General features: G+C 65.3%; 20 protein-coding genes. 18 read left to right on the plus strand and 2 right to left on the minus strand.

The window, feature by feature from the left end:
- Positions 1 to 71: 71 nt before the first annotated feature.
- From P0R31_RS21755 to P0R31_RS21800, 10 genes are all read left to right on the plus strand, one after another.
- Positions 72 to 1,106 (plus strand): ABC transporter substrate-binding protein, encoded by a 1,035-nt coding sequence (locus P0R31_RS21755; protein ID WP_036041398.1) that lies wholly within the window; start codon positions 72 to 74, stop codon positions 1,104 to 1,106.
- A gap of 23 nt (positions 1,107 to 1,129) precedes the next feature.
- On the plus strand, positions 1,130 to 2,170 hold the full coding sequence (locus P0R31_RS21760) for an ABC transporter ATP-binding protein (RefSeq protein ID WP_275516186.1): 1,041 nt from the start codon (positions 1,130 to 1,132) through the stop codon (positions 2,168 to 2,170).
- Entirely contained in the window at positions 2,167 to 3,042 is an 876-nt protein-coding gene (locus P0R31_RS21765) for an ABC transporter permease (protein WP_275510572.1), read from the plus strand. The genes P0R31_RS21760 and P0R31_RS21765 overlap by 4 nt, the downstream gene beginning before the upstream one ends.
- Complete coding sequence (locus P0R31_RS21770) at positions 3,039 to 3,845, plus strand: ABC transporter permease (RefSeq protein WP_275510571.1); 807 nt, start codon at positions 3,039 to 3,041, stop codon at positions 3,843 to 3,845. Before P0R31_RS21765 ends, P0R31_RS21770 begins: the two co-directional genes overlap by 4 nt.
- An 8-nt stretch (positions 3,846 to 3,853) precedes the next feature.
- On the plus strand, positions 3,854 to 4,990 hold the full coding sequence (locus P0R31_RS21775; protein WP_275516188.1) for an NAD(P)/FAD-dependent oxidoreductase: 1,137 nt from the start codon (positions 3,854 to 3,856) through the stop codon (positions 4,988 to 4,990).
- A 31-nt stretch (positions 4,991 to 5,021) separates the two neighbouring features.
- Positions 5,022 to 5,318: a (2Fe-2S)-binding protein gene (locus P0R31_RS21780; RefSeq protein ID WP_275510568.1), complete on the plus strand. Its 297-nt coding sequence runs from the start codon at positions 5,022 to 5,024 to the stop codon at positions 5,316 to 5,318.
- On the plus strand, positions 5,315 to 6,733 hold the full coding sequence (locus P0R31_RS21785) for an FAD-dependent oxidoreductase (protein ID WP_275516190.1): 1,419 nt from the start codon (positions 5,315 to 5,317) through the stop codon (positions 6,731 to 6,733). Before P0R31_RS21780 ends, P0R31_RS21785 begins: the two co-directional genes overlap by 4 nt.
- Positions 6,730 to 7,851, plus strand: a complete 1,122-nt coding sequence (locus P0R31_RS21790) for an NAD(P)/FAD-dependent oxidoreductase (protein ID WP_275516192.1) — start codon at positions 6,730 to 6,732, stop codon at positions 7,849 to 7,851. Before P0R31_RS21785 ends, P0R31_RS21790 begins: the two co-directional genes overlap by 4 nt.
- 69 nt (positions 7,852 to 7,920) lie before the next feature.
- Complete coding sequence (locus tag P0R31_RS21795; RefSeq protein ID WP_275516194.1) at positions 7,921 to 8,268, plus strand: RidA family protein; 348 nt, start codon at positions 7,921 to 7,923, stop codon at positions 8,266 to 8,268.
- Between the two features lie 171 nt (positions 8,269 to 8,439).
- Positions 8,440 to 10,053: an ABC-F family ATP-binding cassette domain-containing protein gene (locus P0R31_RS21800; RefSeq protein ID WP_275516195.1), complete on the plus strand. Its 1,614-nt coding sequence runs from the start codon at positions 8,440 to 8,442 to the stop codon at positions 10,051 to 10,053.
- A gap of 192 nt (positions 10,054 to 10,245) precedes the next feature.
- On the opposite strand, the gene P0R31_RS21805 is transcribed toward P0R31_RS21800, so the two are convergent.
- Positions 10,246 to 11,580: a dicarboxylate/amino acid:cation symporter gene (locus P0R31_RS21805; RefSeq protein ID WP_275516196.1), complete on the minus strand. Its 1,335-nt coding sequence runs from the start codon at positions 11,578 to 11,580 to the stop codon at positions 10,246 to 10,248.
- 126 nt (positions 11,581 to 11,706) lie between these two features.
- Here P0R31_RS21805 and P0R31_RS21810 point away from each other — a divergent pair, with 126 nt between their 5' ends.
- From P0R31_RS21810 to P0R31_RS21820, 3 genes are all read left to right on the plus strand, one after another.
- Entirely contained in the window at positions 11,707 to 13,020 is a 1,314-nt protein-coding gene (locus tag P0R31_RS21810) for a solute carrier family 23 protein (RefSeq protein WP_275516197.1), read from the plus strand.
- Between the two features lie 71 nt (positions 13,021 to 13,091).
- Positions 13,092 to 13,928 carry an SDR family oxidoreductase gene (locus P0R31_RS21815; RefSeq protein ID WP_275516198.1) on the plus strand — a complete coding sequence of 279 codons (837 nt, stop codon included), beginning with the start codon at positions 13,092 to 13,094 and terminating at the stop codon, positions 13,926 to 13,928.
- Between the two features lie 131 nt (positions 13,929 to 14,059).
- Positions 14,060 to 15,859 (plus strand): cation:proton antiporter, encoded by a 1,800-nt coding sequence (locus P0R31_RS21820; protein ID WP_275516200.1) that lies wholly within the window; start codon positions 14,060 to 14,062, stop codon positions 15,857 to 15,859.
- Positions 15,860 to 15,867: 8 nt separating this feature from the next.
- Here P0R31_RS21820 and P0R31_RS21825 read toward each other — a convergent pair whose 3' ends face one another.
- Positions 15,868 to 16,797: an adhesin gene (locus P0R31_RS21825; protein WP_275516201.1), complete on the minus strand. Its 930-nt coding sequence runs from the start codon at positions 16,795 to 16,797 to the stop codon at positions 15,868 to 15,870.
- Between the two features lie 374 nt (positions 16,798 to 17,171).
- On the opposite strand from P0R31_RS21825, the gene P0R31_RS21830 reads away from it, so the two are divergent.
- The 5 genes from P0R31_RS21830 (at position 17,172) to P0R31_RS21850 (ending at position 23,875) form a co-directional block, all read left to right on the plus strand.
- Entirely contained in the window at positions 17,172 to 17,819 is a 648-nt protein-coding gene (locus tag P0R31_RS21830) for a hypothetical protein (protein ID WP_275516202.1), read from the plus strand.
- Positions 17,820 to 18,021: 202 nt separating this feature from the next.
- Entirely contained in the window at positions 18,022 to 19,146 is a 1,125-nt protein-coding gene (locus P0R31_RS21835; RefSeq protein ID WP_275516203.1) for a helix-turn-helix transcriptional regulator, read from the plus strand.
- 36 nt (positions 19,147 to 19,182) lie between these two features.
- Positions 19,183 to 19,989, plus strand: coding sequence for an NAD-dependent protein deacetylase (locus P0R31_RS21840; protein ID WP_275516204.1), 807 nt, complete (start codon positions 19,183 to 19,185; stop codon positions 19,987 to 19,989).
- A 140-nt stretch (positions 19,990 to 20,129) separates the two neighbouring features.
- Positions 20,130 to 22,214 (plus strand): hydantoinase/oxoprolinase family protein, encoded by a 2,085-nt coding sequence (locus P0R31_RS21845; protein ID WP_275516205.1) that lies wholly within the window; start codon positions 20,130 to 20,132, stop codon positions 22,212 to 22,214.
- Between the two features lie 2 nt (positions 22,215 to 22,216).
- Positions 22,217 to 23,875 carry a hydantoinase B/oxoprolinase family protein gene (locus tag P0R31_RS21850; RefSeq protein WP_275516207.1) on the plus strand — a complete coding sequence of 553 codons (1,659 nt, stop codon included), beginning with the start codon at positions 22,217 to 22,219 and terminating at the stop codon, positions 23,873 to 23,875.
- Positions 23,876 to 23,890 lie beyond the last annotated feature (15 nt).

Below are 23,890 nucleotides of genomic sequence, written 5' to 3' on the forward strand. Positions count from 1 at the left end.
TGCGGCAACGCGCTTCAGCCAGCGAGACTCGTCGGCACGTCGCCTCATTCCGGTATTGGAGATCGGTCCACATGAAGACTTTTCGCCTTCTGACCGCGGTCAGCATCGCAGCGCTCATTGCCGCCCCCTCGGTCGCCTCGGCCCAGCAGAAAACGCTCTATGTCGCCGGCTATGGCGGCTCGTTCGAGAAGACCATCCGCGACGAGGTGATCCCGGCCTTCGAGAAGGAGAACGGCGTCAAGGTCGAATACGTCGCCGGCAACTCCACCGACACTCTGGCCAAGCTCCAGGCGCAGAAAGGCAACCAGCAGATCGACGTCGCCATCGTCGACGACGGCCCGATGTACCAGGCCATCCAGCTCGGCTTCTGCGGCAAGCTCGACGGCTTGCCCGCCGATCTCTACGACACTGCGCGCTTCAAGGACGATCGCGCCGTCGCGATCGGCATCGTCGCCACCGGGCTGATGTACAACACCAAGGTGTTCAAGGAGAAAGGCTGGGCGCCGCCGACCTCGTGGAACGACCTGAAGGACACGAAATACGCGAAACAGCTCGTGATTCCGCCGATCAACAATACCTACGGTCTCGAAGCACTGGTGATGCTGTCGAAGATGAACGGCGGCGGCGAGACCAACGTCGAGTCCGGCTTCAAGATCTTCAAGGAGCAGATCAATCCGAACGTGCTGGCCTATGAGCCGTCGCCGGGCAAGATGACCGAGCTGTTCCAGTCCGGCCAGGCCGTGATCGCGGTGTGGGGCACTGGCCGCGTGCAGAGCTTCGCCAATACCGGCTTCCCTGTCGACTTCGTCTATCCCAAGGAAGGCGCAGCGACGCTGCTGACCACGGCGTGCCCGATCAACAAGCCGAACGCCTCGCCGCTGGCCGCGAGCTTCGTCAAGATGCTGCTCGATCCGAAAACCCAGCTCGTGATGCTGAAGGATTACGGCTACGGCCCGGTGCTGAAATCGCTGGTGATCCCGCCGGAGCTCGGCAAGATGGCGCCGATCGGCGAGCGCGCGGCCAAGCTCTACAATCCGGACTGGACCGTCATCAACGAGAAGCGCGAGGAGTGGACCAAGCGCTGGAATCGCGAGGTCGAGCGCTGATCGGTCGCCGCGGAGACAGCGTCATGGCCTATCTCGAGCTCGATCGGGTCGCAAAGCAGTTCGGCACGCAGACCGTGGTCGACGACTTCAGCCTGTCGGTGGGAAAGGGGGAGTTCATCTCCTTCCTCGGCCCGTCCGGCTGCGGCAAGACCACGACGCTGCAGATGATCGCGGGCTTCCTCGATCCGACGCGCGGCGCGATCCGCCTCGAGGGCAAGGACCTGACCGCGATCCATCCGGCCAAGCGCGGCCTCGGCATCGTGTTCCAGAGCTACGCGCTGTTTCCGCACATGACCGCGGCGGAGAACGTCGCTTTTGGGCTGGAGATGCGTGGCGTACCGCGCAATGAGCGAGCCGAGCGCGTCCGTGCCGCGCTCGCGATGGTGGGCCTCGCCGGATACGAGGACCGTCACCCCCGTCGCATGTCCGGCGGCCAGCAGCAGCGCGTGGCGCTGGCGCGTGCGCTGGTGATCAAGCCCAGCGTGCTGCTGCTCGACGAGCCCTTGTCCAACCTCGACGCCAAGCTGCGCGAGGAGATGCAGATCGAGCTGCGTCAGATCCAGCGCACCGTCGGCACCACCACGATCCTGGTCACGCACGACCAGAACGAGGCGATGTCGCTGTCCGACCGCATCGTGGTGATGAGCCAGGGCAAGATCGAGCAGATCGGCACGCCGCAGCAAACCTATGAGAAGCCGGCCTCGGCCTTCGTCTCGCAATTCCTCGGCAAGACCAACGACTTTGCCGGAACGATCGACCGGACCGTGGCGCCAACGCAGTTGGTGGCCGGCTCCTGGCGCGCACCGGCGCCGGCCGGGCTGGGCGGTCCCGTCACCGTGAGCGTTCGGCCCGAAAGAATCGGCTTTGGCGATACGGGGCTCGGCGCAAAAATCATCACGCGCATCTTCCAGGGCAATCACTGGCTGTTCCAATGCGACAGTGAATGCGGCCCGGCGATCGTGATCCGCCAGAACGACGGCAAAGCGCAGCCGGCCGAGGGCGACGCGGTTCGCCTCACCTGGCGGGCCGAGGACATGAGCGTGCGCGCGAGGGCCGACGCATGAGCATGGCGGCCGAGGAGCGCAGCCTGCGCGCGCCGTGGGTGCTGACCGCGCCCGCCTTGATGCTGTTCGTCGGCGTGCTGCTGATTCCGCTGGCGATGACGGTGATGCTGTCGTTCCACGATTGGGGCCAGTACAAGGGCATCGAGCCGGTCTTCATTCTCAAGAACTGGCACGAGATCGCGACCGATCCCTATTACGCCGAGATGTTCTGGCGGACCTTCCGCATCGCGATCCTGACCACGCTGCTCACCGCACTGCTCGGCGCGCCCGAAGCCTATATCCTCAACCGCATGAGCGGCCGCTGGAAGAGCTTTTTCCTGCTGGTCATTCTGGGGCCGCTTCTCATCTCCGTGGTGGCGCGCACGCTGGGCTGGGCCCTGCTGTTTGGCGGCAACAACGGGCTGGTCAACAAGCTCCTGATGTCGCTCGGGCTGATCGGCTCCCCCATTCCCTTCATGTTCACCGAAACAGGCGTGGTGATCGCGCTCGCGCATGTGATGATGCCGTTCATGGTGCTGTCGGTATGGGCCGCCCTCCAGCGGCTCGATCCGCAGATCGAGAATGCTGCGATGTCGCTCGGCGCGGGCCCTGCGACCATCATCCGCCGCATCATCATGCCCCAGATCATGCCGGGCGTGCTGTCGGGCGCCATCATCGTGTTCTCGCTCTCGGCCAGCGCCTTCGCGACGCCGGCGATCATTGGCGGCCGCCGGCTCAAGGTCGCCGCGACGCTTGCCTATGACGAGTTCCTCAACACCCTGAATTGGCCGCTGGGCGCTGCGGTCGCAACGCTGCTGCTGGTCGCGCTGGTGCTGATCGTCGTCGGCAGCAACGCACTGATCGAGCGGCGCTATGCGGAGGTGTTCCGATGAGCCGGAACGGCCCGCTCGCGCTGATCTTCCACACCGTCTTCGTCATTGTCATGGTGGCGCCGATCCTGGTGGTCTGCCTCGTCGCCTTCACGCCCGAAGGATACCTGTCGCTGCCGACCAACGGCTTCTCGCTGCGCTGGTTCAGGACCATTGCGAACTACCCCGAATTCATCCACGCCTTCTGGGTCAGCCTCGGCCTTGGCGCGTTGTCCTCCCTCGTGGCGCTGCTGTTCGCGGTGCCGGCGGCGCTGGCGATCGCACGCTATCGCTTCCGTGGTCGTGATGTGCTGGCGGCGCTGTTCTTGTCGCCGCTGATGATCCCGCACGTCGTGCTCGGCATCGCCTTCCTGCGCTTCTTCACTTCGGCCGGTCTCGGCGGCAGCTTCGCGGCGCTGATCGTCGCGCATGTCATCATCGTGTTTCCGTTCGCGCTGCGGCTGACGCTGGCGGCGGCGACCGGCATGGACCGCACGGTCGAGATGGCGGCGGTCTCGCTCGGCGCCGGCGGCTGGACGCTGTTCCGCCGCGTGACCTTGCCGCTGATCCTGCCCGGCGTGATCAGCGGCTGGGCGCTCGCCTTCATCCAGTCCTTCGACGATCTCACCATGACCGTCTTCCTTGCGGCGCCAGGGACCGAGACGTTGCCGGTCCGCATGTTTCTCTACATCCAGGACAACATCGATCCGCTTGTGACGTCGGTCTCCGCCTGCGTGATCGCAATCACCATGGCCGCCCTCATTCTGCTCGACCGCTTCTACGGGCTCGACCGTGTGCTCGCCGGCAAGGGCGATACGGGACGATAGGAGAACTCATGCCAGGAGAATACGACGTCGCCGTCGTCGGCGGCGGACTGCTCGGCTCCGCTATTGCCTGGGGCCTCGGCCGGCTCGGCAAGAAGGTCGCCGTGCTCGACGAAGGCGACATCACCAAGCGCGCCTCGCGCGCGAACTTCGCGCTGGTGTGGGTGCAGAGCAAGGGGCTCGGCATGCCCGCCTATACGGTGTGGACCGTGCAGGCCTCGCAGGCATGGAGCCGGCTTGCTTCCGAGCTGAAGCAGCAGACCGGCCTCGACGTTGCCCTGCAGCAGAATGGCGGCTTTCATCTCACGCTCGGTGAGGACGAATTCGGCCAGCGCACCGAGCTGGTCAAGCGCATGCACAACCAGGTCGGCGCGGCCGACTACAAGATGGAGATGCTGCGGTCGTCCGAGGTGAAGGAGGCGCTGCCGCTGATAGGCCCCGAGGTCTCCGGCGGCAGCTATTGCCCGCTCGACGGCCACGTCAATTCGCTGCGCACGTTCCGCGCGTTTCACACCGGCTTCATTGCGTTCGGCATCGACTATTTTCCGGAGCGCCCGGTCTCGGCGATCAGCAAGAGCGGTGGCGAATTTCGCCTGACGACGCCGCAGGGCGAGCTGCGTGCCGCCAAGATCGTGCTCGCCGCCGGCAACGCCAACCAGACGCTGGCGCCGATGGTCGGCCTCTTTGCGCCGATGGGCCCGACCCGCGGCCAGGTCGTCGTGACCGAGCGCACCATGCCGTTCCTGCCGCATCCGCTGACCACGATCCGCCAGACCGACGAGGGCACGGTGATGATCGGCGACAGCAAGGAGGACGAGCTGGACGACCGCACGCTGAAGCCGTCGATCAGCGGTGTCATGGCCGATCGCGCGCAACGCATGTTTCCGCATCTGGGGCGGCTCAACGTGGTCAGGAGCTGGTCCGGCATTCGCGTCATGCCGCAGGACGGTTTTCCGATCTACGACCAGTCGGAGACGCATCCCGGCGCCTTCGTCGCCTGCTGCCATTCCGGCGTGACGCTCGCCTCCAACCACGCCTTCGAGATCGCACGCATGGTGGCGCAGGGCGCGCTCGAGCCGGAGCTGGTCGGCGCGTTCTCGGCCAGCCGTTTTGGCGGCGCCGGTGCTGCGAACAGCAGCGGCTACTAGAGATTCTGAGAAGGAGCCAAGAGGCATCCCCATGTTCAAGCGATCCGAACAGGACAAGCGGCCACAGGTGCAGATCTTCGTCGACGGCGTCGCCGTCGCGGCGCGCCAGGGCGACACCGTTTCTGCCGCGCTACTAGCCTCCGGCTGCGACGCACGGCGTTCCACCGCTGTCAGCGGCGCGCGGCGTCTACCTTATTGCATGATGGGCGTCTGCTTCGACTGCCTCGTCACCATCGACGGCGTTGGCAACCGGCAAGGGTGCCTCGTGCCGGTCGCAGAGGGCATGCAGATCGAAATCCAGAAGGGCAAGCGGGAGATCGGAAAATGAGCGTGGCTCCCAAGCGCGAAGCCTATGACGTTGTGGTGATCGGCGCCGGCCCTGCCGGCCTTGCTGCTGCCGCAACATCCGCCGAGGCCGGCCTCTCGACGCTGCTGCTCGACGAAAACATCGGCCCCGGTGGCCAGGTGTTCCGCGCGATTTCCTCGACGCCGGTCACAGAGCGCAATCAGCTCGGCGCCGATTATTGGGTCGGGGCCGATCTCGTGCAGTCACTGCGCGCGAGCAATGCGGAGGTGATCCAGCGTGCGACGGTCTGGAGCCTCGACCGCAATCTCGATATCGCTGTCTCGATCGGCGGCGCGTCCGCTTTCGTCAGGGCCAAGCGCGTGATCCTCGCGACCGGCGCGCTGGAACGGCCGTTCCCGATTCCCGGCTGGACGCTGCCGGGCGTGATGACCGCGGGCGCGGCGCAGACCATGCTGAAATCGTCGGCCCTGGTGCCCGACGGACGCACGGTGATCGCAGGGCAGGGGCCGCTGCTCTGGCTGCTCGCCGCGCAGATCCTGCGGCTTGGCGGCCGCATCGATCGCATCCTTGACACCACCGAGCGCGGCAATTATTTCGCCGCGCTCCCGCACGCTTTCGCCTTCCTGACCTCGCCCTATTTCGCCAAGGGCCTGTCGATGATGCGCGAGGTGAAGGCGAAGGTGCAGGTCGTCTCTGGCGTGACCGAACTCTCTGCAGCCGGTGACGGCCAGCTTGCGAGTGTGAGCTATGTCGCGGGCAGCAAGCGCGAGACCATTCCCGCCGATCTGTTGCTGCTGCATCAGGGTGTCGTGCCCAACGTCAATCTGGCGATGTCCGCCGGCATCGAGCATAGCTGGGATGACCTGCAGCTCTGCTGGTCGCCGGTGCTGGACGCGAGCGGCAATTCGTCGGTGGCCGGCATCGCGATCGCCGGCGATGGGGCAGGAATTGGCGGAGCGAATGCCGCCGTGGTTCGCGGTCGCATTGCGGCGCGCGCGGCGGTGGAAGCGCTGTCGCCTGCGGAAGCTGCAAAGCTTCCCGCAATGGCAGCGCTCCGCGCCGATCTCGCCAAGGCCGAGCGTGGCCGCCTGTTTCTCGACACACTGTTCCGCCCCGCGCCGCAGTTCCGGATTCCATCGGGCGACACCATCGTCTGCCGTTGCGAGGAGGTGACCGCGAAGGACGTTCTCGATTCCGTCGCGATCGGCGCGACCGGCCCGAACCAGCTCAAGGCCTATCGCCGCACTGGCATGGGCCCGTGCCAGGGCCGGCTCTGCGGCCTCACCGTCACCGAGCTGATGGCGCAGGCGCGCGGCAAGACCCCGCAGGAGATCGGCTATTACCGGCTGCGCGCGCCGGTGAAGCCGATCACGCTGGCCGAGCTCGCCGCCGTTCCGAAGAGCGAGACCGACGTCAAGGCCGTGGTGCGCGGATGAGCACAAACGTGGATGCGATCGTCATTGGCGGCGGCATCCACGGATGCTCGACAACGCTGCATCTGTGTCTCGCGGGCCTGAAGCCGGTGCTGATCGAAAAGGACTATGCCGGCCGCCACGCCTCGGGCGTCAATGCCGGTGGTGTCCGTCAGCTCGCCCGGCACATCCCGGAGATTCCGCTCTCGATCCGCTCGATGGGCATCTGGGAGAAGATCACGGATCTCCTCGACGACGATTGCAGCTTCGAGAGCTACGGACAGGTGCTGGTGGCCGAGAACGAGGACGAACTCGCCCTCTGCCGCGCGCGCGTCGCCGAACTCAATGCGCTGGGCTTTACCCACGAAGAACTGATCGACGCCACCGAATTGCGCCGACTGGTTCCTGCGGTGGCCGAGACCTGTCCCGGCGGCCTGGTTTCCCGCCGCGACGGCGCGGCCAATCCGGCCCAGACGACGACGGCGTTCCGCCGCAAGGCCGAGCAGTTAGGTGCGACCGTGCGCGAAGGCGTAGCGGCCGGCAACATCCGCCACAACGACGGTCTCTGGCACGTCGATGCGGGTTCGGAGAGCTTTGCCGCGCCGGTGCTGGTCAATGCGGCCGGCGCCTGGGCGGGCAGGATCGCGGCTGATCTCGGCGAGCCGGTGCCGGTCGAGACCGTGGCGCCGATGCTGATGATCACCTCGCGCGTTCCGCACTTCATCGATCCCGTCGTGATCCTGCGCGGACGAAAGCTCTCCTTCAAGCAGTTCAAGAACGGCACCGTGCTGATTGGCGGCGGCCATCTGGCGACGCCCTACCAGGACCGCAACGAGACGGTGCTGGACTGGAAGAGCCTTGCGACCAGCGCGCAGACCGTGTTCGAGCTGTTTCCGGTGATGCGTAGCGCCACCATCGTCCGGGCCTGGGCCGGCATCGAGGCCAAGATGAAGGATGACATCCCCGTGTTCGGGCCGAGCTCGCGTCACAAGGGGCTTTATCACCAGTTCGGCTTCTCGCTGCACGGCTTTCAGCTCGGCCCCGGCGCCGGCGCCGTGATGGCGGAGTTGATCGTCAACGGCGGCACCCAGACCCGCGTCAGCGAACTCGGCATCGGCCGCTTCCACCCTTCCACGCTCTAGCATGATCCGGAAAAGTGTGTATCGGTTTTCCGAAAAGATCATGCTCAAACAAAGGAACAAGAGAACATCATGAGCATCACCCGCAACATCCGCACGCCCATCATGCATCGCGCTGTCGAAGCCAATGGCTTCGTCTTTCTCGGCGGCACCATTGCCGACGACACCTCGGTTTCCATGGGTGACCAGACCCGCAACATCCTCGGCAAGATCGCCGGCTATCTGAAGGAAGCGGGAACTGACAAGTCGCGCGTGGTCAGCGCCTCGATCTTCGTCACCGATCTCTCCAAGAAGAAGGAGATGGATGCGGCCTGGACCGAATTCTTCGGCGACAACCTGCCGACCCGCGCCACCGTCGGCGTCGCCGATCTCGGCGGTGGCGCGCTAATTGAGGTGGTGGTGACCGCGCTCAAGGGCTGATGGCGCGCGGCGAGGAAGGACGACAGCGCCCATCACGCTGTTGTCTCCTCGTGCCGCGCCTTGATCTCGCCCTTTGATGGGACTAGTTAGAGAGTTCCTCAATCAGGATCTTCGCAGCCATGGATTTCACCCCGACCGCAACGCCCATCCGCCTTGCTCACGGGGAATTCCATGCCTGCTTCAATCATCCTGTCGAACCTGTCGCTGTCCACGCCTGACGGGCGCTCTCTCTTCTCAAACCTCGATCTGACATTCGGCGCCGAGCGAACTGGTCTCGTCGGCCGTAACGGCGTTGGCAAGACGACGCTGCTTGCGTCGATGCTCGGCGAACATATTCCTCAGTCGGGACGCGTTCTGATCAACGGCACTATCGGCTTGTTACGCCAGGACGTGCAGGTTCTTGCCGACGCGACCGTTGCGGATCTGTTCGGCGTGCGGCCGGCGCTCGAGTTGCTGCGCCGTGCCGAGCGGGGCGACGCCTCCGCCGACGAGGTTGCTGCGGTCGACTGGACGCTCGAGACGCGGCTTGAGGCCGCGCTGGCGCGCCTCGGGTTCGATCCGTCTCCCGATACGGAGTTGTCGTGCCTGTCCGGTGGCCAGATCACGCGGGTTCGTCTCGCCGCGCTGGTGTTCGCCGCGCCTGACTTCCTGCTGCTGGACGAGCCCACCAACAATCTCGACCAGGACGGACGCAAGGCCGTCACCGATCTGCTGGCTGCCTGGCGCGGCGGCGCGATTATCGTCAGCCACGACCGGACACTGCTCGACACCATGGATGCGATCGTCGAGCTGACGTCGCTCGGCGCGACGCGATATGGTGGCAATTGGAGCAGCTTTCGAACGCAGAAGGCCATCGAGCTCGAGGCTGTGAGGCACGATCTCGCGCATGCCGAGAACCGCCTGTCCGAGATCGACGGGAGGGCGCAGCAGGCCGCGGAGAAGAAAGCGCGCAAGGACAGCGGCGGCAGAAAGAAGCGCGCCAAGGGCGACATGCCGCGCATCCTGGCCGGCGCCCGCAAGGATCGCAGCGAGGACACCGGCGGCAAGAATGCGCAAATCGCCGAGCGGCAGCGCGCGGAAGCGCTTCAAGCCATCGACACGGCGCGCCGGCGCATCGAGGTTCTCCAGCCGCTCTCGGTCAAGTTGCCCGCAACCGACCTGCCGGCGGGGAGGGAGGTGCTTTGGCTTGACGGTGTCAGCGCTGGCTTTTGGCCGGAGCAGCCTGTCGTGCGCGACCTCTCATTTGCGGTGGTCGGGCCGGAGCGCGTCGCGCTGGTCGGGCCCAATGGCTCCGGCAAGACGACGCTGCTGAAGCTCATCGTGGGCGAGCTGCGTCCGCTTGCGGGCATCGTGCGGGTCAGGCCGGATTTCGCGTTGTTCGACCAGAAGGTCAGCCTGCTCGACCCGGCGCGCTCCATCCTGGACAATTTTCGGCGTCTCAATCCGAAGGCCGGTGCGAACGAGTGCCATGCCGCGCTGGCCCGGTTCATGTTTCGCGCCGATGCCGCCTTGCAAATCGCCGGGAGCCTGAGTGGCGGGCAAATGTTCCGCGCGGGCCTCGCTTGCGTGCTGGGCGGGCAGCCGCCGCCGTCGCTGCTGATTCTGGACGAGCCGACCAATCATCTCGACTTCGAGTCCATCGAAGCCGTCGAGGCCGGCTTGCGGGCCTATGACGGCGCACTGCTGGTCGTCAGCCATGACGAGGCGTTCCTGCAGTCGATCGGGATCACGCAGCGGATCGAACTTGCCGCCAATCTGCCGCGCATCGATGGCGGGATCGTCTGATCCCGCCTGGCGCTCTGGATCTGGCTGTGATTTTCAAAAGCCCGACGCCCTGCCCCCAGCGCGTCGGGCGGAAAAAATGAGTATAAATCCGTGATCCCAACGCCATTGTTGTGACGCGGGCCGCATCGATTTTCTACTCCGGGAAACTACCGCGTCGGAACCAGGCGCCGTCTGCCCACCGACTGCGCGGCCCTAGGACGCCGCGCCTCCACCCGGCTCCAGCGCCTCACCGATCTCCAGCGGATGCGCCATGGTCTCGTGCAGCGCGTCGCGGTCGAGCTCGCCTTCGGAGATGCTGATGACCACGCAGGCAACGCCATTGCCGATCAGGTTGGTGAGCGCGCGGCATTCACTCATGAACTTGTCGATGCCGACCAGGATCGCGATCGACTGGATCGGGATATCAGGCACGATCGACAATGTCGCGGCGAGCGTGATGAAGCCGGCGCCGGTTACGCCCGAGGCGCCCTTGGAGGTGATCATGGCGATGCCGAGGATGCCGAGCTCCTGCCAGATGGTCAGATGGGTGTTGGTCGCCTGCGCCAGGAACAGCGTCGCCAGCGTCATGTAGATGTTGGTCCCATCGAGGTTGAAGCTGTAGCCGGTCGGGATCACGAGGCCGACCACCGAGCGTGAGGCGCCGAGATGCTCCATCTTCTGGATCATCTGCGGCAGCACGGTCTCGGAGGAGGAGGTGCCGAGCACGATCAAGAGCTCGTCCTTGATATAGGCGATGAAGCGCAGGATCGAGAAGCCGGCGAGCCGGGCGATCGAACCGAGCACGATCAGCACGAACATGATGCTGGTCAGATAGAACGTGCCGATCAGCGCGGCGAGATTGAGCAGCGAGCCGAGGCCGTAGGCGCCGACGGTGAACGCCATCGCGCCGAAGGCGCCGATCGGCGCGACGCGCACGATGATGCGGATGATGCCGAAGAACATCTTCGCCGCCTTGTCGATCGCGTCCGCAATGGGCTCGCCGGCCTTGCCGAGGAAGGCGATGGCGAAGCCGGACAGGATCGAGATCAGCAGCACCTGCAAGAGGTCGCCGCGCGCGATCGCCCCGAGATAGCTGTCGGGAATGATCGCCATCAGGTGGGCGACGATGCCCTCTTCGTGGGCCTTGGTGACGTAGGTCGCCACCGACTTGGGGTCGATCGTCGCCGGATTGATGTTGAAGCCGTGCCCGGGCTGGAGAATCTCGCCGACCAGAAGGCCGATCGCAAGGGCCACGGTCGAGACCGTCTCGAAATAGATCAGCGATTTCAGCCCGACCCGGCCGACCCGCTTCAGATCGCCCATCGAGGAGATGCCGTGCACCACGGTGCAGAAGATCACGGGCGCGATCATCATCTTGATCAGCGCGATGAAGCCGTCGCCGAGCGGCTTCAAGGCCTTGCCGAGATCGGGATAGACATAGCCGATGAGCACGCCGAGTGCGATCGCGATCAGCACCTGGATGTAGAGGATCTTGTACCAGGGCTGGTGCCGGCGCTGGAAGGCTGACGGGATCGCAATCTGTGTCATAATGTAGGCTCGGGAACGGATTGATCGTGCATGATTTGCATCATGTGATGGGCGCCGCAGAAGCGACAATCACATTTTTATCTGTTGGCACGACCATCGGTCGTTGCGCCGAACTTGGGTGGAAACATGACGATCGCAACAGGCTCGGACGAGCAGAGCTATTTTCCACGTTGGAAGCTCAAGACCTCGGGCGTGGTCATGCCGGAGGAGCGGCTGTCCTGGGGCCAGACCATCGTCTCGAGTCTTCAGCATTGCGTCGCGATGTCAGGTGCGACGATCATCGCGCCGCTGTTGATGGGGTTCGACCCCAACGTTGCAGTTCTGTTCTCCGGCGTCGGCACGCTGATCTTCTTCGTCATCGTCGCCGGGCGCGTGCCGAGCTATCTCGGCTCGAGCTTCGCCTTCATCGCCGTCGTCATCGCCGCCACCGGCTATGCCGGGCAGGGGCCGAATCCGAATCTGTCGGTTGCGCTCGGCGGCATCGTCGGTGCCGGAGTGCTGTATGGCCTGATTTCGCTGGTCGTGATCTGGTCCGGCGTCGGCTGGATCGAGCGGCTGCTGCCGCCGGCCGTCACCGGCGCCGTCGTCGCTGCGATCGGCCTCAATCTCGCGCCGGTGGCGGTCAAGGCCGTGAGCGCCAATGCATTCGACACCTGGATCGGCCTCGCCACCGTCCTGATCATCGGCGTGGTGGCTGTTGCGGCGCCAGGCCTGTGGCGCCGCCTGCCGATCATCCTCGGAGCGGTCGGCGGCTATGTCTTGTACCTGCTGTTCGCGAACGGCCTCGGCTTCGGCAAGCCGATCGACTTCACGCAATTGTCGGCCGCGCCCTGGCTCGGGCTGCCGAACTTCACGGCGCCTAGCTTCCATGCCGATGCCATCTTTCTCATCGCGCCAGTTGCGGTCATTCTCGTTGCCGAGAACCTCGGGCACATCAAGGCCGTGGGCGCCATGACGGGCCGGAGCCTCGATGCCTATCTCGGCCGCGCCCTGTTCGCCGACAGCTTGGCTACCATCGTGGCGGCGTGCGGCGGTGGTACCGGCGTCACCACCTATGCCGAGAACATCGGCGTGATGGCGGCGACCAAGGTCTATTCGACCCTGCTGTTTGCGTTCGCAGCCTTGGTGTCGATCCTGCTCGGCTTCTCGCCGAAATTCGGCGCGCTCATCTTGTCCATCCCGGGTCCCGTCATCGGAGGACTTTCGATCGTGTTGTTCGGATTGATCGCGGCGATGGCCGGACGAATCTGGGTCGAGAACAAGGTCGACTTCGCCAATCCCGCGAACCTCATCACCGTCGCGGTGGCGCTGATCGCAGGGGCCGGCGATCTCACGCTCAAATTCGGTGCATTCACGATCGGCGGCATCGGCACCGCGACCTTCGGCGCGATCATCCTCTATCAGATCCTGACCTCGCCGCGCGCGCAGCGAGCCGACTAGATCCCGGCATCCTGCGAGGGATGGAACAAAACGGCGGTTCCATCCATGATGATGCATCCCGGAGAAAACACATGCCGCAAACCGAACGCTCGACCCCGTTTCCCTCACGCCTCGTCGGCCAGTACGCGCTGGTGACCGGCGCCTCGCAAGGCATCGGCCGCGCCGTCGCCATCCGGCTGGCGCAGGAAGGCGCAACCGTCGCCATCAACTATCTCGATCACGCCGGCAATGCCGAGGAGACGCTCGCTCTTGCGCAAACCGCATCGAGCGATCGCGGCCACGGCAGGCCCGACCATATCGTCGTCAAGGCCGATATCGGCAATGAGCAGGACATCGCCGCGATGTTCGAGACGGTCCTGGCGCGCTACAAGCGCCTCGATTGTCTCGTCAACAATGCCGGCTTCCAGCGGGAATCGCCGAGCGAGGCGCTCGACGTCGAAACCTATCGCCGCATCATCGACGTCAATCTCAACGGCGCGGTGCTCTGCGCGCAGAAGGCGCTGGCGCATTTCGTCGCGCGCGGGGCAGGCGGCAGCATCATCAACTGCTCCAGCGTCCACCAGATCATCCCCAAACCCGGCTATCTCGCTTACTCGATCAGCAAGGGCGGCATGGCCAATCTCACGCGCACGCTGGCGCTGGAATTCGCCGGCCAGCGCATCCGCGTCAATGCGGTTGGTCCCGGCGCGATCGACACGCCGATCAATGCGGCCTGGACCGGCGATCCGGAGAAGCGCGGCGTCGTCACCTCCCACATTCCGATGGGGCGCGTCGGCACGCCGGAAGAGATCGCCGCGGTGTTCGCCTTCCTCGCCTCGGAGGACGCCAGCTACATCACCGGGCAGACCATCTATGCCTGCGGGGGCCTGACGCTGTTTCCAGAGTTTCGGGAGAACTGGGCAAGCTGAAAACCGGCTTGGGGTTGCGCGCGCCTCGCGTGGGATAGAGGGGCGCGACCGGTTGGGAGTCTGCGGCGCCGTGTGCTATCGACCGTGGATGGCGCTGCCGCTATTGGCGAGCGCCGACACGTGAAGGGCCCGTGACCACAACCATCAACATCAATGCCTATAGTGACGCGCTGGTGGTCCTCGGCACCGCCGGCGTCGTGGTGCCGATCGTCCGGCATTGGGGCATCAATCCGGTGCTGGGCTATCTCGGGGCCGGCGCCATTCTCGGTCCGCTCGGGCTCGGCTCGCTCGTCAAGGACCTCCCGTTCCTGTACTGGTTCACCGTGACGGACGCGAAGAACGTCGAGGGTATCGCCAATCTCGGCATTGTGTTCCTGCTATTCCTGATCGGGCTCGAGCTGTCTTTCAGACGGCTGATGACGATGCGGCGTCTGGTGTTCGGGCTCGGCGGCCTGCAAGTCCTCGCGACGTCGGCGATGATTTTCGGCGTGGCGCTTCTCTTCGGGCAGAGCTCCGATACGGCCGTGATCCTCGGCGCGAGCCTTGCGCTGTCCTCGACGGCGATCGTGCTCGAGCTCCTGTCCGCCGAGAGGCGGCTTTCCACCTCGGCTGGGCGCGCCAGCTTCTCGGTGCTGCTGGCTCAAGACCTCGCAGTCGTCCCCATTCTGGTTTTCGTCTCGGTGCTCGGCGCGGGAAGCGGTGGCTCGGTCGTGGCGCATATCTCCAGTGCGGTCCTGAAGGCGGTGCTGGCGGTAGCCTTCCTCACGCTGGTCGGACGGCTATTGATGCGTCCGCTCTTCCAGATGGTTGCAGGCACCCATTCGACGGAGTTGTTCGTTGCCGCGACCCTGTTCGTCATCGTCGGCGCAGGGCTTGCCGCGCACCAGGCCGGCCTGTCGATGGCGCTCGGAGCATTCGTTGCAGGACTGATGCTGGCGGAGACCGAGTATGGCAAAGCCATCGAGGCTACCGTCGAGCCGTTCAAGGGCCTGCTGCTCGGCATCTTCTTCTTCACCGTCGGCATGGCCATCGACGTCCGCGTGTTCCTGCGCGAGCCCGGCTGGCTGCTGGCCGCCGTTGTCGGCATTCTCGTCGGCAAGGCGATCGTGCTCATCATCCTGGCCCGCCTCTTCAGGCTGCCATGGCCGGCCGCGATCGAGATCGGCTTCCTGCTGGGGCCCGTCGGCGAATTCGCCTTCGTTAGCATCGGAATGGCGGCGGCCGGAGGCATGATCGAGCCCCGCGTGTCGAGCTTTGCCGTGGCCGTCACCGCCGTGACGATGGCGTTGACACCGCTTCTGGGCATGCTCGGGCGACGATTGGCCGCGAAGCTGGGCAGCGAACGCACGCCCGATCCCGAGCTCGCGGTTCGGCCGCCCGGCGACCGGGCGCAAGCCATTGTGGTCGGCTACGGCCGTGTTGGAAAAGTCGTCTGCTCGCTGCTGACCAGCCATGGCCTGGACTACATCGCGGTCGATCACGCGGCAGTCGACGTGGCGCGAGACCGCCGCGACGGTCACAAGGTCTACTTTGGCGATGCGACAGAGCCGGGTTTCCTCGAAGCCTGCGGCCTGATGCAGACGACCGGCGTGATCATTACCATCCAGTCGCGGCCGGCGATCGACGCCGTCGTCGAGCGAATCCGCGCGGTGCGGCCGGACGTGCTGATCGTCTCGCGCGCGCGGGACGCCGATCATGCCCGCCACCTCTATGCGATCGGAGCGACCGATGCGGTGCCGGAAACAATCGAGGCGAGCCTGCAGCTCTCCGAAGCCGCGCTGGTTGGCCTCGGCGTTGCGGTCGGACATGCGATCGCAACGGTACACGAGAAGCGGGACGAATTCAGGCTGACGCTGCAACAAGCCGCGCGGACCGCCGGACAAGAGAAGGCTCGTCCGCTCGATCTCACGGGACGCCGGTCGCCGCGATAGGTGCGGCGCTAGAATTCGCCGCCGAGGCCGACATAGGCGGTGTGCTCGGTGCCACCGCCATTGCCATAGCCGCCGACCACGCTCAGCGGCATGAGGGTGTTGAGACGATGAGCGAAGCCGAAACCGAAACCGCCTTCGCCATGATAGACCGAACCACGCATCTGCCAGGTGGTCCTGCCGGGAGCCGACGGCATCGGCGCGGTTGCGGTTGCAACGGCCGCCGCAATGCCGCGTCGCGCCTCGGTGCGGTTGTTCCAGACCTGGGACTGCAAGCCGGAGAGCTGCGACTGGAAGCCCGCGGACATGCTGCTCAACTGACTCATGTTGACGGCATCGGTCGGATTGATGCCGGCGGCAACGTTGGTCAGCCGTCGTTCATTGCCGGCGGTTCCGAACGACACCGTGTTGGCGGCGCTCGCGACCGAGTTCGCGCCGATCGCGACCGAGTTTGCCCCGAGCGCCTGCGCCCCGGCTCCGAAGGCGCTTGCAGTTGCGCCATTGGCGAAGCTGTTTGCGCCCGTGGCCGTCGCATTAAGCCCGATCGCCCGGCTGTCAAAGCCCGTCGCAGTTGCGTTATCGCCGGTCGCCACGCTGGCAAAACCGGTTGCGGTCGCCTGCCGGCCAACTGCGTCGCTGGCAGCGCCGACTGCGGTCGCTCTGTCACCGTTCGCGCCGGCCCCGGAGCCGATCGCCGTCGCAACGACCCCAGTCGCGTTTGCATTGCCGCCAATCGCAGTCGCGATCGCGCCGGTTGCTATACTGGTTTGACCAATCGCGGTGGCGGCCGCGCCATTTGCAGTCGCTTGTGCGCCGAAGGCGGATGCGGCAGCGCCTGTCGTGTTCGCAAAGCTTCCGACGGCCGTTGCGTCGCCTGAGGGAGCGTTGATGGTGGCGTTGCCTGCGGCGTAATCGGCTGCTGCCGCCTCTTTTGGCGCCACTAAGTGGACCGCAAAAGCCGCGAGTACGAGGCTTGCTGACAACGCTCGTCGGATGAAGATCGGGCGGCGCGCTCCTGATCGGAGACTTTCGATTCGGCGAAGTATCCTGAACGACATTGTTTCGCGCCCCATTCATCAGTTGCGCGAAGATGTGGGAGGCGAACGCTCGACGCATCCACCGTTTGGTTGATGCACGGCTGCGGCGCGTTGGGTTTTCCAATCCTGTTGCAGAATTGCCGCGCCGTTAGCAGTGCATTTCTGCAACAGAGCGGCCGAAACCGATGGTGGGGGCCCGCAACTCGGCGATCTCAACCGAACGGTTGATGTGAGCTTCTGCCCGCTGCGCCACATTCGACGGCTCGGAGTTGGGTGCAATGAAGTTGCGGTTCTTGGGCGCAGGCCTTCGGCCTTCCGTTCCGAGCGGGCTGATCCTCGGGTTTCCATTCCTGGGTCTGCTCATTCTGGGAGCGGTGACGACCTCTGCGCAGCAGACGCCGTCACAGCCCCCTCAGGCGCAGCAGCCGGCCGCCAAGCCGGCCAATATCGACCGTAACGGCGTGCTGATGCTGATCCGCTCGACGCTGCTCGCGCTCGACCACGCCAACAAGACCGGTAACTACACTGTGCTGCGCGATCTCGGTGCGCCGGGATTCCAGGTGAACACCGCCGCCAGACTCGCTGAGATCTTCGCCAAGCAGCGCGGTGAGAAGCTCGATCTCTCGGGCGTCGCCGTGATCGATCCGCAATTGTCGCTGCTGCCGCAGATCGAGCCGAACGGCCTGTTGCACATGGCCGGATTTTTCCCGTCGGTGCCCTCGCAGGTGAATTTCGAGCTGTTGTTTGCACCGGTCGACGGACAATGGCGCGTGTTCGGCGTGTCGCTGTCCGTCGGTCAGTCCGCGCCCGTGGCGCCTCCCGCACCCGAAGCTCCGCCGAGCAAGGCCGCCGTCCCGCAGAAGCAATCCGTGCCACCGAAACAGAATGCGCCGGTCAAACAGCCGGCACCTTCTGCGACACCGTGATCGGCAACGAAGCTAACGCTGCTTGCTCACGGAAGCAGCAAGACGATGATCCGTGATGACGATTGGCAGTCGAATGCCGCCTCTTTGCGCACGCGCTTCCATCCAATCGTGCACGGGAAGTTTTGCAGTTGTCATGAACCTTATGGTAGAGCGTTGCTGAAGGCGCCAATGCCATGCATGTTGCAGATGATGAGAATCGGTCGTGACGTCTGAAGCCGAGTCGCTGTCGGAACTGATCGGTCTCGTCTACGACGCCGCGCTCGATTCAGCCCTGTGGCCGCGGGCGCTCGAACAGGCGTGCCTGTTCGTCGGCGGGTCGTCCGGGAACCTGTTCTGGCACGATGCAGCCACCGAGCAATCCGCAGTGCTTCATCTCTTCAACGAAGAGCCGCACTACACCAAGCTCTATTTCGAGAAATACCTTCCCTTGAATCCCGTCTTTCCCGCCGCGACCTTTTTCGAGGCCGGTGTGGTCTACGGAACGGCCGACCTCGTTCCGTTCGAGGAGATGGTGGAAACCACCTTCTATCAGGAGTGGATGAAGCCTCAGGGCATCCTCGACGGTCTTGGCGCGAATCTCGAGAAGAGTGCGACGAGCGCCTCTGTGCTTGCCGTTCGGATGCATGAGAAGGACGGCCTCGCCGATCCCGATGATCGCCGTCGGCTTGGGCTGATCGTTCCGCACTTCCAGCGCGCAGTCTCGATCGGGCGGTTGTTCGATCAGAGCAAAGCGGCCCGGGCGGTACTGACTGAGACTCTCGACAATGTATCGGCCGCCGTCTTCCTGCTGGGTGCCAACGGACGCCTCATCTTCACCAACGCGCCCGGACGCTTGATGCTGGACGAGGCCGCGCTGCTCGCGGAAAGAAACGGAATGTTGTTCGTTTCCGCTCCCGACGCGCAGCGTGCGTTGCGCGATGCACTTGCGGCCGCCGAGAGCGGCAATGCGGTGCCCGGGGATGCCATTTTGCTCGCAACCCCGCAAGGCCGCTGGTTTGCCAATGTGCTGCCGCTGACCTCGGGCGACCGCCAGCGCACGGGCATGCTGCATTCCGCCGTTGCCGCGGTTTTCGTCGGCAAGACTTCGCCGGCAGATCCGCCGCCACTGCACGCGCTCGCAAAGCTCTACAAGCTCACCGCGAGCGAAATCCGCGTGCTCGATGCCCTCGGGAGGGTGAGCGGCGTGAAAGCCTTGGCCGATGTGCTCGGGCTGACGCAGGCCACCGTCAAGACGCACCTGCACAATCTCTTTCGCAAGACCGGCACGGCACGGCAGAGCGAGCTTGTGAAGCTGCTCGTGGGCTTTGAAACGCCGTCGCGGGAGTGATCTGGCAATCTGCCCTGGACGACCTACATCTGCGCCATGGCAAACCGTCAGCTCGAAGAATTCGTCGGCCGGCATGAAAATCTGTTCGTGCTGACCGGCGCCGGCTGCAGCACCAATTCGGGCATCCCCGATTATCGCGATAGCCAGGGCAATTGGAAGCGGACCCAGCCGGTCAATTTCCAGGCCTTCATGTCGGATGCGCCTACGCGCCGGCGCTATTGGGCGCGCAGCCTGATCGGCTGGCGGCGGTTCGGCCAGGCCAAGCCGAACGATGCGCATCGCGCCTTGGCCCGGCTCGAGGCGAACGGCCGCTGCGGGATGCTGCTGACCCAGAACGTTGACCGGCTGCATCAGTCGGCCGGCCACCGCCAGGTGATCGACCTGCACGGCCGGCTCGATCTGGTCCGCTGCATGGGCTGCGGGGCGAAGACGCCGCGCGAGGAGTTTCAGCACGATCTTGGCCGCGCCAATGCGGCATGGCTGACGCTCGATGCCGCCGATGCTCCCGACGGCGACGCCGATCTGGAGCACGAGGATTTTTCCTCCTTCGAGGTGCCGCCTTGCGAAGCCTGCGGCGGCATCCTCAAGCCCGACGTGGTGTTCTTCGGTGAGAACGTGCCGCGCGAGGTGGTGGCCACGGCGCAGGATCATCTGGCGGAGGCCGATGCCATGCTGATCGTCGGCTCGTCATTGATGGTCTATTCCGGCTTCCGCTTCGTCCAAGCCGCCGCGCGGCGCAATATCCCCATCGCCGCGGTCAATCTCGGCCGCACCCGCGCCGACGATCTCCTGACGCTGAAGGTTGAGGAGCGCTGTGAAGCGGCGCTTGCATTCCTGCTCTGATCGCTCAGGCGCGAACACGCCTTGCCTATTGCATAGGTGCCGCGCAAAATAGCCGGGCGCAGTGTTACAGGCATGCCTCATGGCACGGGAATTGCTGCGCTTTTTGGACCCAGTCTGACGACCAGCACGGAGAAATTGGAATGCTTGAGGGAGCCGAGGTGCGGCTTGCCGTCGATATCGGTGGCACGTTCACCGATATCGTGCTGGACGTGGGGCGAGATCGCAAAACCCGCAAGGTCCTGACGACGCCGCAGCGCCCCGAGCAGGCAGTGCTGGACGGGATGCGCCTCATTCTCGCCGATGCACGTGCACATATCAGCGACATCGATGTCTTCATTCACGGCACCACGCTCGCGACCAATGCGATCATAGAGCGCCGCGGCGCCAAGACCGCGCTGATCGCAACGGAAGGCTTTCGCGACGTGCTCGATATCGGCACCGAGAGCCGCTACGACCAATATGATCTCAGCATCGACAAGCCGAAGCCGCTGGCGCCGCGCAGCCTGCGCTTCACTGTGCCCGAGCGGATCGATGCGCACGGCGCCGTCCGTCTCCCGCTCGACGAGACGGCAGTGCGCGCACTCGCGCCGAAATTGCGCGAGCTCGGCGTCGAGAGCGTCGCGATCGCTTTCCTGCACTCCTACGCCAATCCCGAGCACGAGCGGCGCACTGCCGCGATCATCAGCGAGGAGATGCCCGGCATCTCCGTCACCGTGTCTTCGGCGGTGTGTCCGGAGATTCGCGAGTATGAGCGCACGTCCACTGCGGTTGCGAACGCCTATGTGCAACCGCTGATCGACGGTTATCTCGCCCGCATGGCCGACGCCCTGCAGGTCGAGCAGTTTCGCGGCGCCATCTACCTCGTTACGTCCGGCGGCGGCGTCACCTCGATCGAGACCGCGCGGCGCTTTCCGGTGCGTCTCGTCGAATCCGGTCCGGCCGGCGGGGCGATCTTCGCGGCGCAGATCGCAGCAAGACTCGGGGAGAGCAAGGTGCTCTCCTTCGACATGGGCGGCACCACCGCAAAAATCTGCCTGATCGAGAAATTCCAGCCCGAGACCTCGCGCGTGTTCGAGGTCGATCGCGCGGCGCGCTTCCTCAAGGGCTCCGGCCTACCGGTGCGCATCCCCGTGATCGAGATGGTTGAGATTGGCGCCGGCGGCGGTTCGATCGCCCATGTCGACGCGATGAAGCGCGTCACCGTCGGCCCGGAGAGCGCCTCGTCGGAGCCGGGGCCGGCCTGCTATGGCCGCGGCGGTCAGCGCCCCGCGGTGACGGATGCCGACGTTGCGCTCGGCATGATCGATCCTGATGCCTTTGCGGCCGGAACGATCAAGCTCGATCCGGAGCTGTCGAAACAGGCGCTGCTGCGCGATGTCGGTGCGCCGCTCGGCCTGTCGGCGGAAACAGCGGCTTATGCCGTGCACGAGGTGGTCTGCGAGAACATGGCGAGCGCGGCGCGCGTGCACGCTGTCGAGCGCGGCGCGGTGGTCGGCCAGCACACGCTGATCGCTTTCGGCGGCGCCGCGCCGCTGCATGCGGCCCGTGTCGCCGAGAAGATCGGTGTCTCCCGTGTGATCGTGCCCTCAAACGCCGGCGTCGGCTCGGCGGTCGGATTTCTGGCGGCTCCCATCGCGTATGAATTGGTGCGCAGCCGTCACGTCCGGCTCGATGATTTCGATACCGCGGCGGTCTCTGACTTGCTTCAGGAGATGGCGACCGAAGCGCGCGCGCTGGTCGAGCCTGGCGCTGCCGGCGCGCCGGTGCGCGAGCGCCGCGCGGCTTTCATGCGCTATGTCGGCCAGGGCCACGAGATCACCGTCGAGCTGCCGAACCGGCGGCTGACCTCCGCCGATCTCGCCTCCCTGCGTCAGCAGTTCGAGGCCGACTATTCGGCGATGTTCGAGCGTCCGATCCCGGGCGCGGCGATCGAGGTGTTGAGCTGGTCGGTGCTGGCGACCACCGAGGCGCGCAATCCGCCTGCCGTTGCGGCGGTCGCGCGCAAGCCTGCGGCCAAGGCGTCCGGCAGCCGAAGATTCTTCGACGGCCGGGCCGGCGAAGTGATCGAGATCCCGCTCTATCGGCGCGAGGACATGGCGCCGGGGGCGACCATCGCGGGCCCCGCGGTGATCGCGGAAGACGAAACCTCAACCTTCGTCTCCACCAGTTTCGACGCCCATATCGACGGTGCCGGCAGCATCGTCATGGAACGAAAGGCGGCCTGATCATGAGCAAGGCTAACGGCGCGAGCCTGATCGACCTCCAGATCATGTGGCACCGGCTGATCGCCGTGGTGGAGGAGCAGGCCCAGGTGCTGCTTCGCACCGCCTTCAGCCCGATCGTGCGCGAATGCGGCGACCTCTCGGCCGGCGTGTTCGACCTCAAGGGGCGGATGCTGGCGCAGGCGGTGACCGGCACACCCGGCCACGTCAACTCGATGGCGGAATCGGTCAAGCACTTCATCGCTCACTTCCCGATCGAGACGATGAAGGAGGGCGATGCCTACATCACCAACGATCCCTGGATGGGGACCGGTCATCTCAACGATTTCGTCGTCACCACACCCTGCTTCAAGGACGGCAAGGTCGTCGCACTGTTCTCCTGCACCAGCCATCTCATGGACATCGGCGGCATCGGCTTCGGGCCCGATGCCACCGACGTGTTCATGGAGGGGCTCTACATCCCCATGCTGAAGCTGATCGACCAGGGCGTCGTCAACGAGACGCTGATGGCGATGATCCGCACCAATACGCGGCTTCCGATCGATACCGAGGGCGACACCTATTCGCTCGCCGGCTGCAACGACGTCGGCTGCGAGCGCCTGGTCGAGATGATGAGCGAGTTCGGCATCGAGACGCTCGACGAACTCGGCGACTACATCTGCGACCGCTCGCGCGAGGCGGTGCTGGCCGAGATCGCCAAGCTGCCGAAGGGCAGCTGGCGCAACACCATGGTGGTCGACGGCTATGATGCGCCGGTGACGCTGGCGGCGACGCTGACGATCTCGGATACCGGCATCCACGTCGATTTCGACGGCACCTCGGCGGCCTCGAAGTTCGGCATCAACGTGCCGCTGTCCTACACCACCGCCTACACCGTGTTCGGCCTCGGCTGCGTCGTCGCCTCGCAGATCCCGAACAATGCCGGCTCGCTTTCGCCGCTGACGGTGTCGGCGCCGGCTGGTGCCATCCTCAATGCGCCAAAGCCGGCGCCCGTGGCGTCGCGCCACGTCATCGGCCAGATGCTGCCGGACGTCGTGTTCGGCTGCCTGCGCCAGATCATTCCCGAGCGCGTGCCTGCGGAAGGCACCTCCTGCCTGTGGAATCTCAACGTGCGCGGCCAGACCCGCTCCGGGGCCGGCGGCAATTACGGGTTCTCGATGGCAGTCACCTCCAACGGCGGCACCGGTGCGCGCTTCGGCAAGGACGGGCTGTCGGCGACCGCTTACCCAAGCGGCGTGCGCGGTACACCGGTCGAGATCGCGGAGACGCAGACGCCGCTGATCTTCTGGCGCAAGGAGCTGCGTCCGGATTCCGGTGGGGCAGGGCGCACCCGCGGCGGCCTCGGCCAGATCATCGAAGTCGGCAGCGGGGTCGATGCGCCGTTCGACATCCTCGCCGCGTTCGACCGCATCGACCACCCGCCGCGCGGGCGGGACGGCGGCCAGAACGGCGAGGCCGGCTATGTCGGTCTGAAGTCCGGCAAGAAGCTGCGCGGCAAGGGCTTTCAGCAGGTGCCGCCGGACGACCGGCTGGTCGTGCTGACGCCCGGCGGTGCCGGCATTGGCGATCCCAGGAAGCGCGATCGCGCGGCCGTCAACGACGACGTCGCAAGCGGTCTCGTGTCTTCGGAGAACGCAGTCAAGGTCTATGGATACGCGCGTTGATGCATCAGCGCGCTC

It is taken from the genome of Bradyrhizobium yuanmingense, assembly GCF_029167105.1.
Taxonomy (GTDB): domain Bacteria; phylum Pseudomonadota; class Alphaproteobacteria; order Rhizobiales; family Xanthobacteraceae; genus Bradyrhizobium; species Bradyrhizobium yuanmingense_A.

What these genes read in the sequence shown, in the direction of transcription:
- P0R31_RS21830 (WP_275516202.1), top strand. Translation starts at nt 17,172, where the DNA reads ATGAAGTTGCGGTTCTTGGGCGCAGGCCTTCGGCCTTCCGTTCCGAGC.
- P0R31_RS21810 (WP_275516197.1), top strand. Translation starts at nt 11,707, where the DNA reads ATGACGATCGCAACAGGCTCGGACGAGCAGAGCTATTTTCCACGTTGG.
- P0R31_RS21790 (WP_275516192.1), top strand. Translation starts at nt 6,730, where the DNA reads ATGAGCACAAACGTGGATGCGATCGTCATTGGCGGCGGCATCCACGGA.
- P0R31_RS21775 (WP_275516188.1), top strand. Translation starts at nt 3,854, where the DNA reads ATGCCAGGAGAATACGACGTCGCCGTCGTCGGCGGCGGACTGCTCGGC.
- P0R31_RS21780 (WP_275510568.1), top strand. Translation starts at nt 5,022, where the DNA reads ATGTTCAAGCGATCCGAACAGGACAAGCGGCCACAGGTGCAGATCTTC.
- P0R31_RS21850 (WP_275516207.1), top strand. Translation starts at nt 22,217, where the DNA reads ATGAGCAAGGCTAACGGCGCGAGCCTGATCGACCTCCAGATCATGTGG.
- P0R31_RS21845 (WP_275516205.1), top strand. Translation starts at nt 20,130, where the DNA reads ATGCTTGAGGGAGCCGAGGTGCGGCTTGCCGTCGATATCGGTGGCACG.
- P0R31_RS21785 (WP_275516190.1), top strand. Translation starts at nt 5,315, where the DNA reads ATGAGCGTGGCTCCCAAGCGCGAAGCCTATGACGTTGTGGTGATCGGC.
- P0R31_RS21800 (WP_275516195.1), top strand. Translation starts at nt 8,440, where the DNA reads ATGCCTGCTTCAATCATCCTGTCGAACCTGTCGCTGTCCACGCCTGAC.
- P0R31_RS21760 (WP_275516186.1), top strand. Translation starts at nt 1,130, where the DNA reads ATGGCCTATCTCGAGCTCGATCGGGTCGCAAAGCAGTTCGGCACGCAG.
- P0R31_RS21840 (WP_275516204.1), top strand. Translation starts at nt 19,183, where the DNA reads ATGGCAAACCGTCAGCTCGAAGAATTCGTCGGCCGGCATGAAAATCTG.
- P0R31_RS21805 (WP_275516196.1), bottom strand. Translation starts at nt 11,580, where the DNA reads ATGACACAGATTGCGATCCCGTCAGCCTTCCAGCGCCGGCACCAGCCC.
- P0R31_RS21815 (WP_275516198.1), top strand. Translation starts at nt 13,092, where the DNA reads ATGCCGCAAACCGAACGCTCGACCCCGTTTCCCTCACGCCTCGTCGGC.
- P0R31_RS21770 (WP_275510571.1), top strand. Translation starts at nt 3,039, where the DNA reads ATGAGCCGGAACGGCCCGCTCGCGCTGATCTTCCACACCGTCTTCGTC.
- P0R31_RS21755 (WP_036041398.1), top strand. Translation starts at nt 72, where the DNA reads ATGAAGACTTTTCGCCTTCTGACCGCGGTCAGCATCGCAGCGCTCATT.
- P0R31_RS21795 (WP_275516194.1), top strand. Translation starts at nt 7,921, where the DNA reads ATGAGCATCACCCGCAACATCCGCACGCCCATCATGCATCGCGCTGTC.
- P0R31_RS21765 (WP_275510572.1), top strand. Translation starts at nt 2,167, where the DNA reads ATGAGCATGGCGGCCGAGGAGCGCAGCCTGCGCGCGCCGTGGGTGCTG.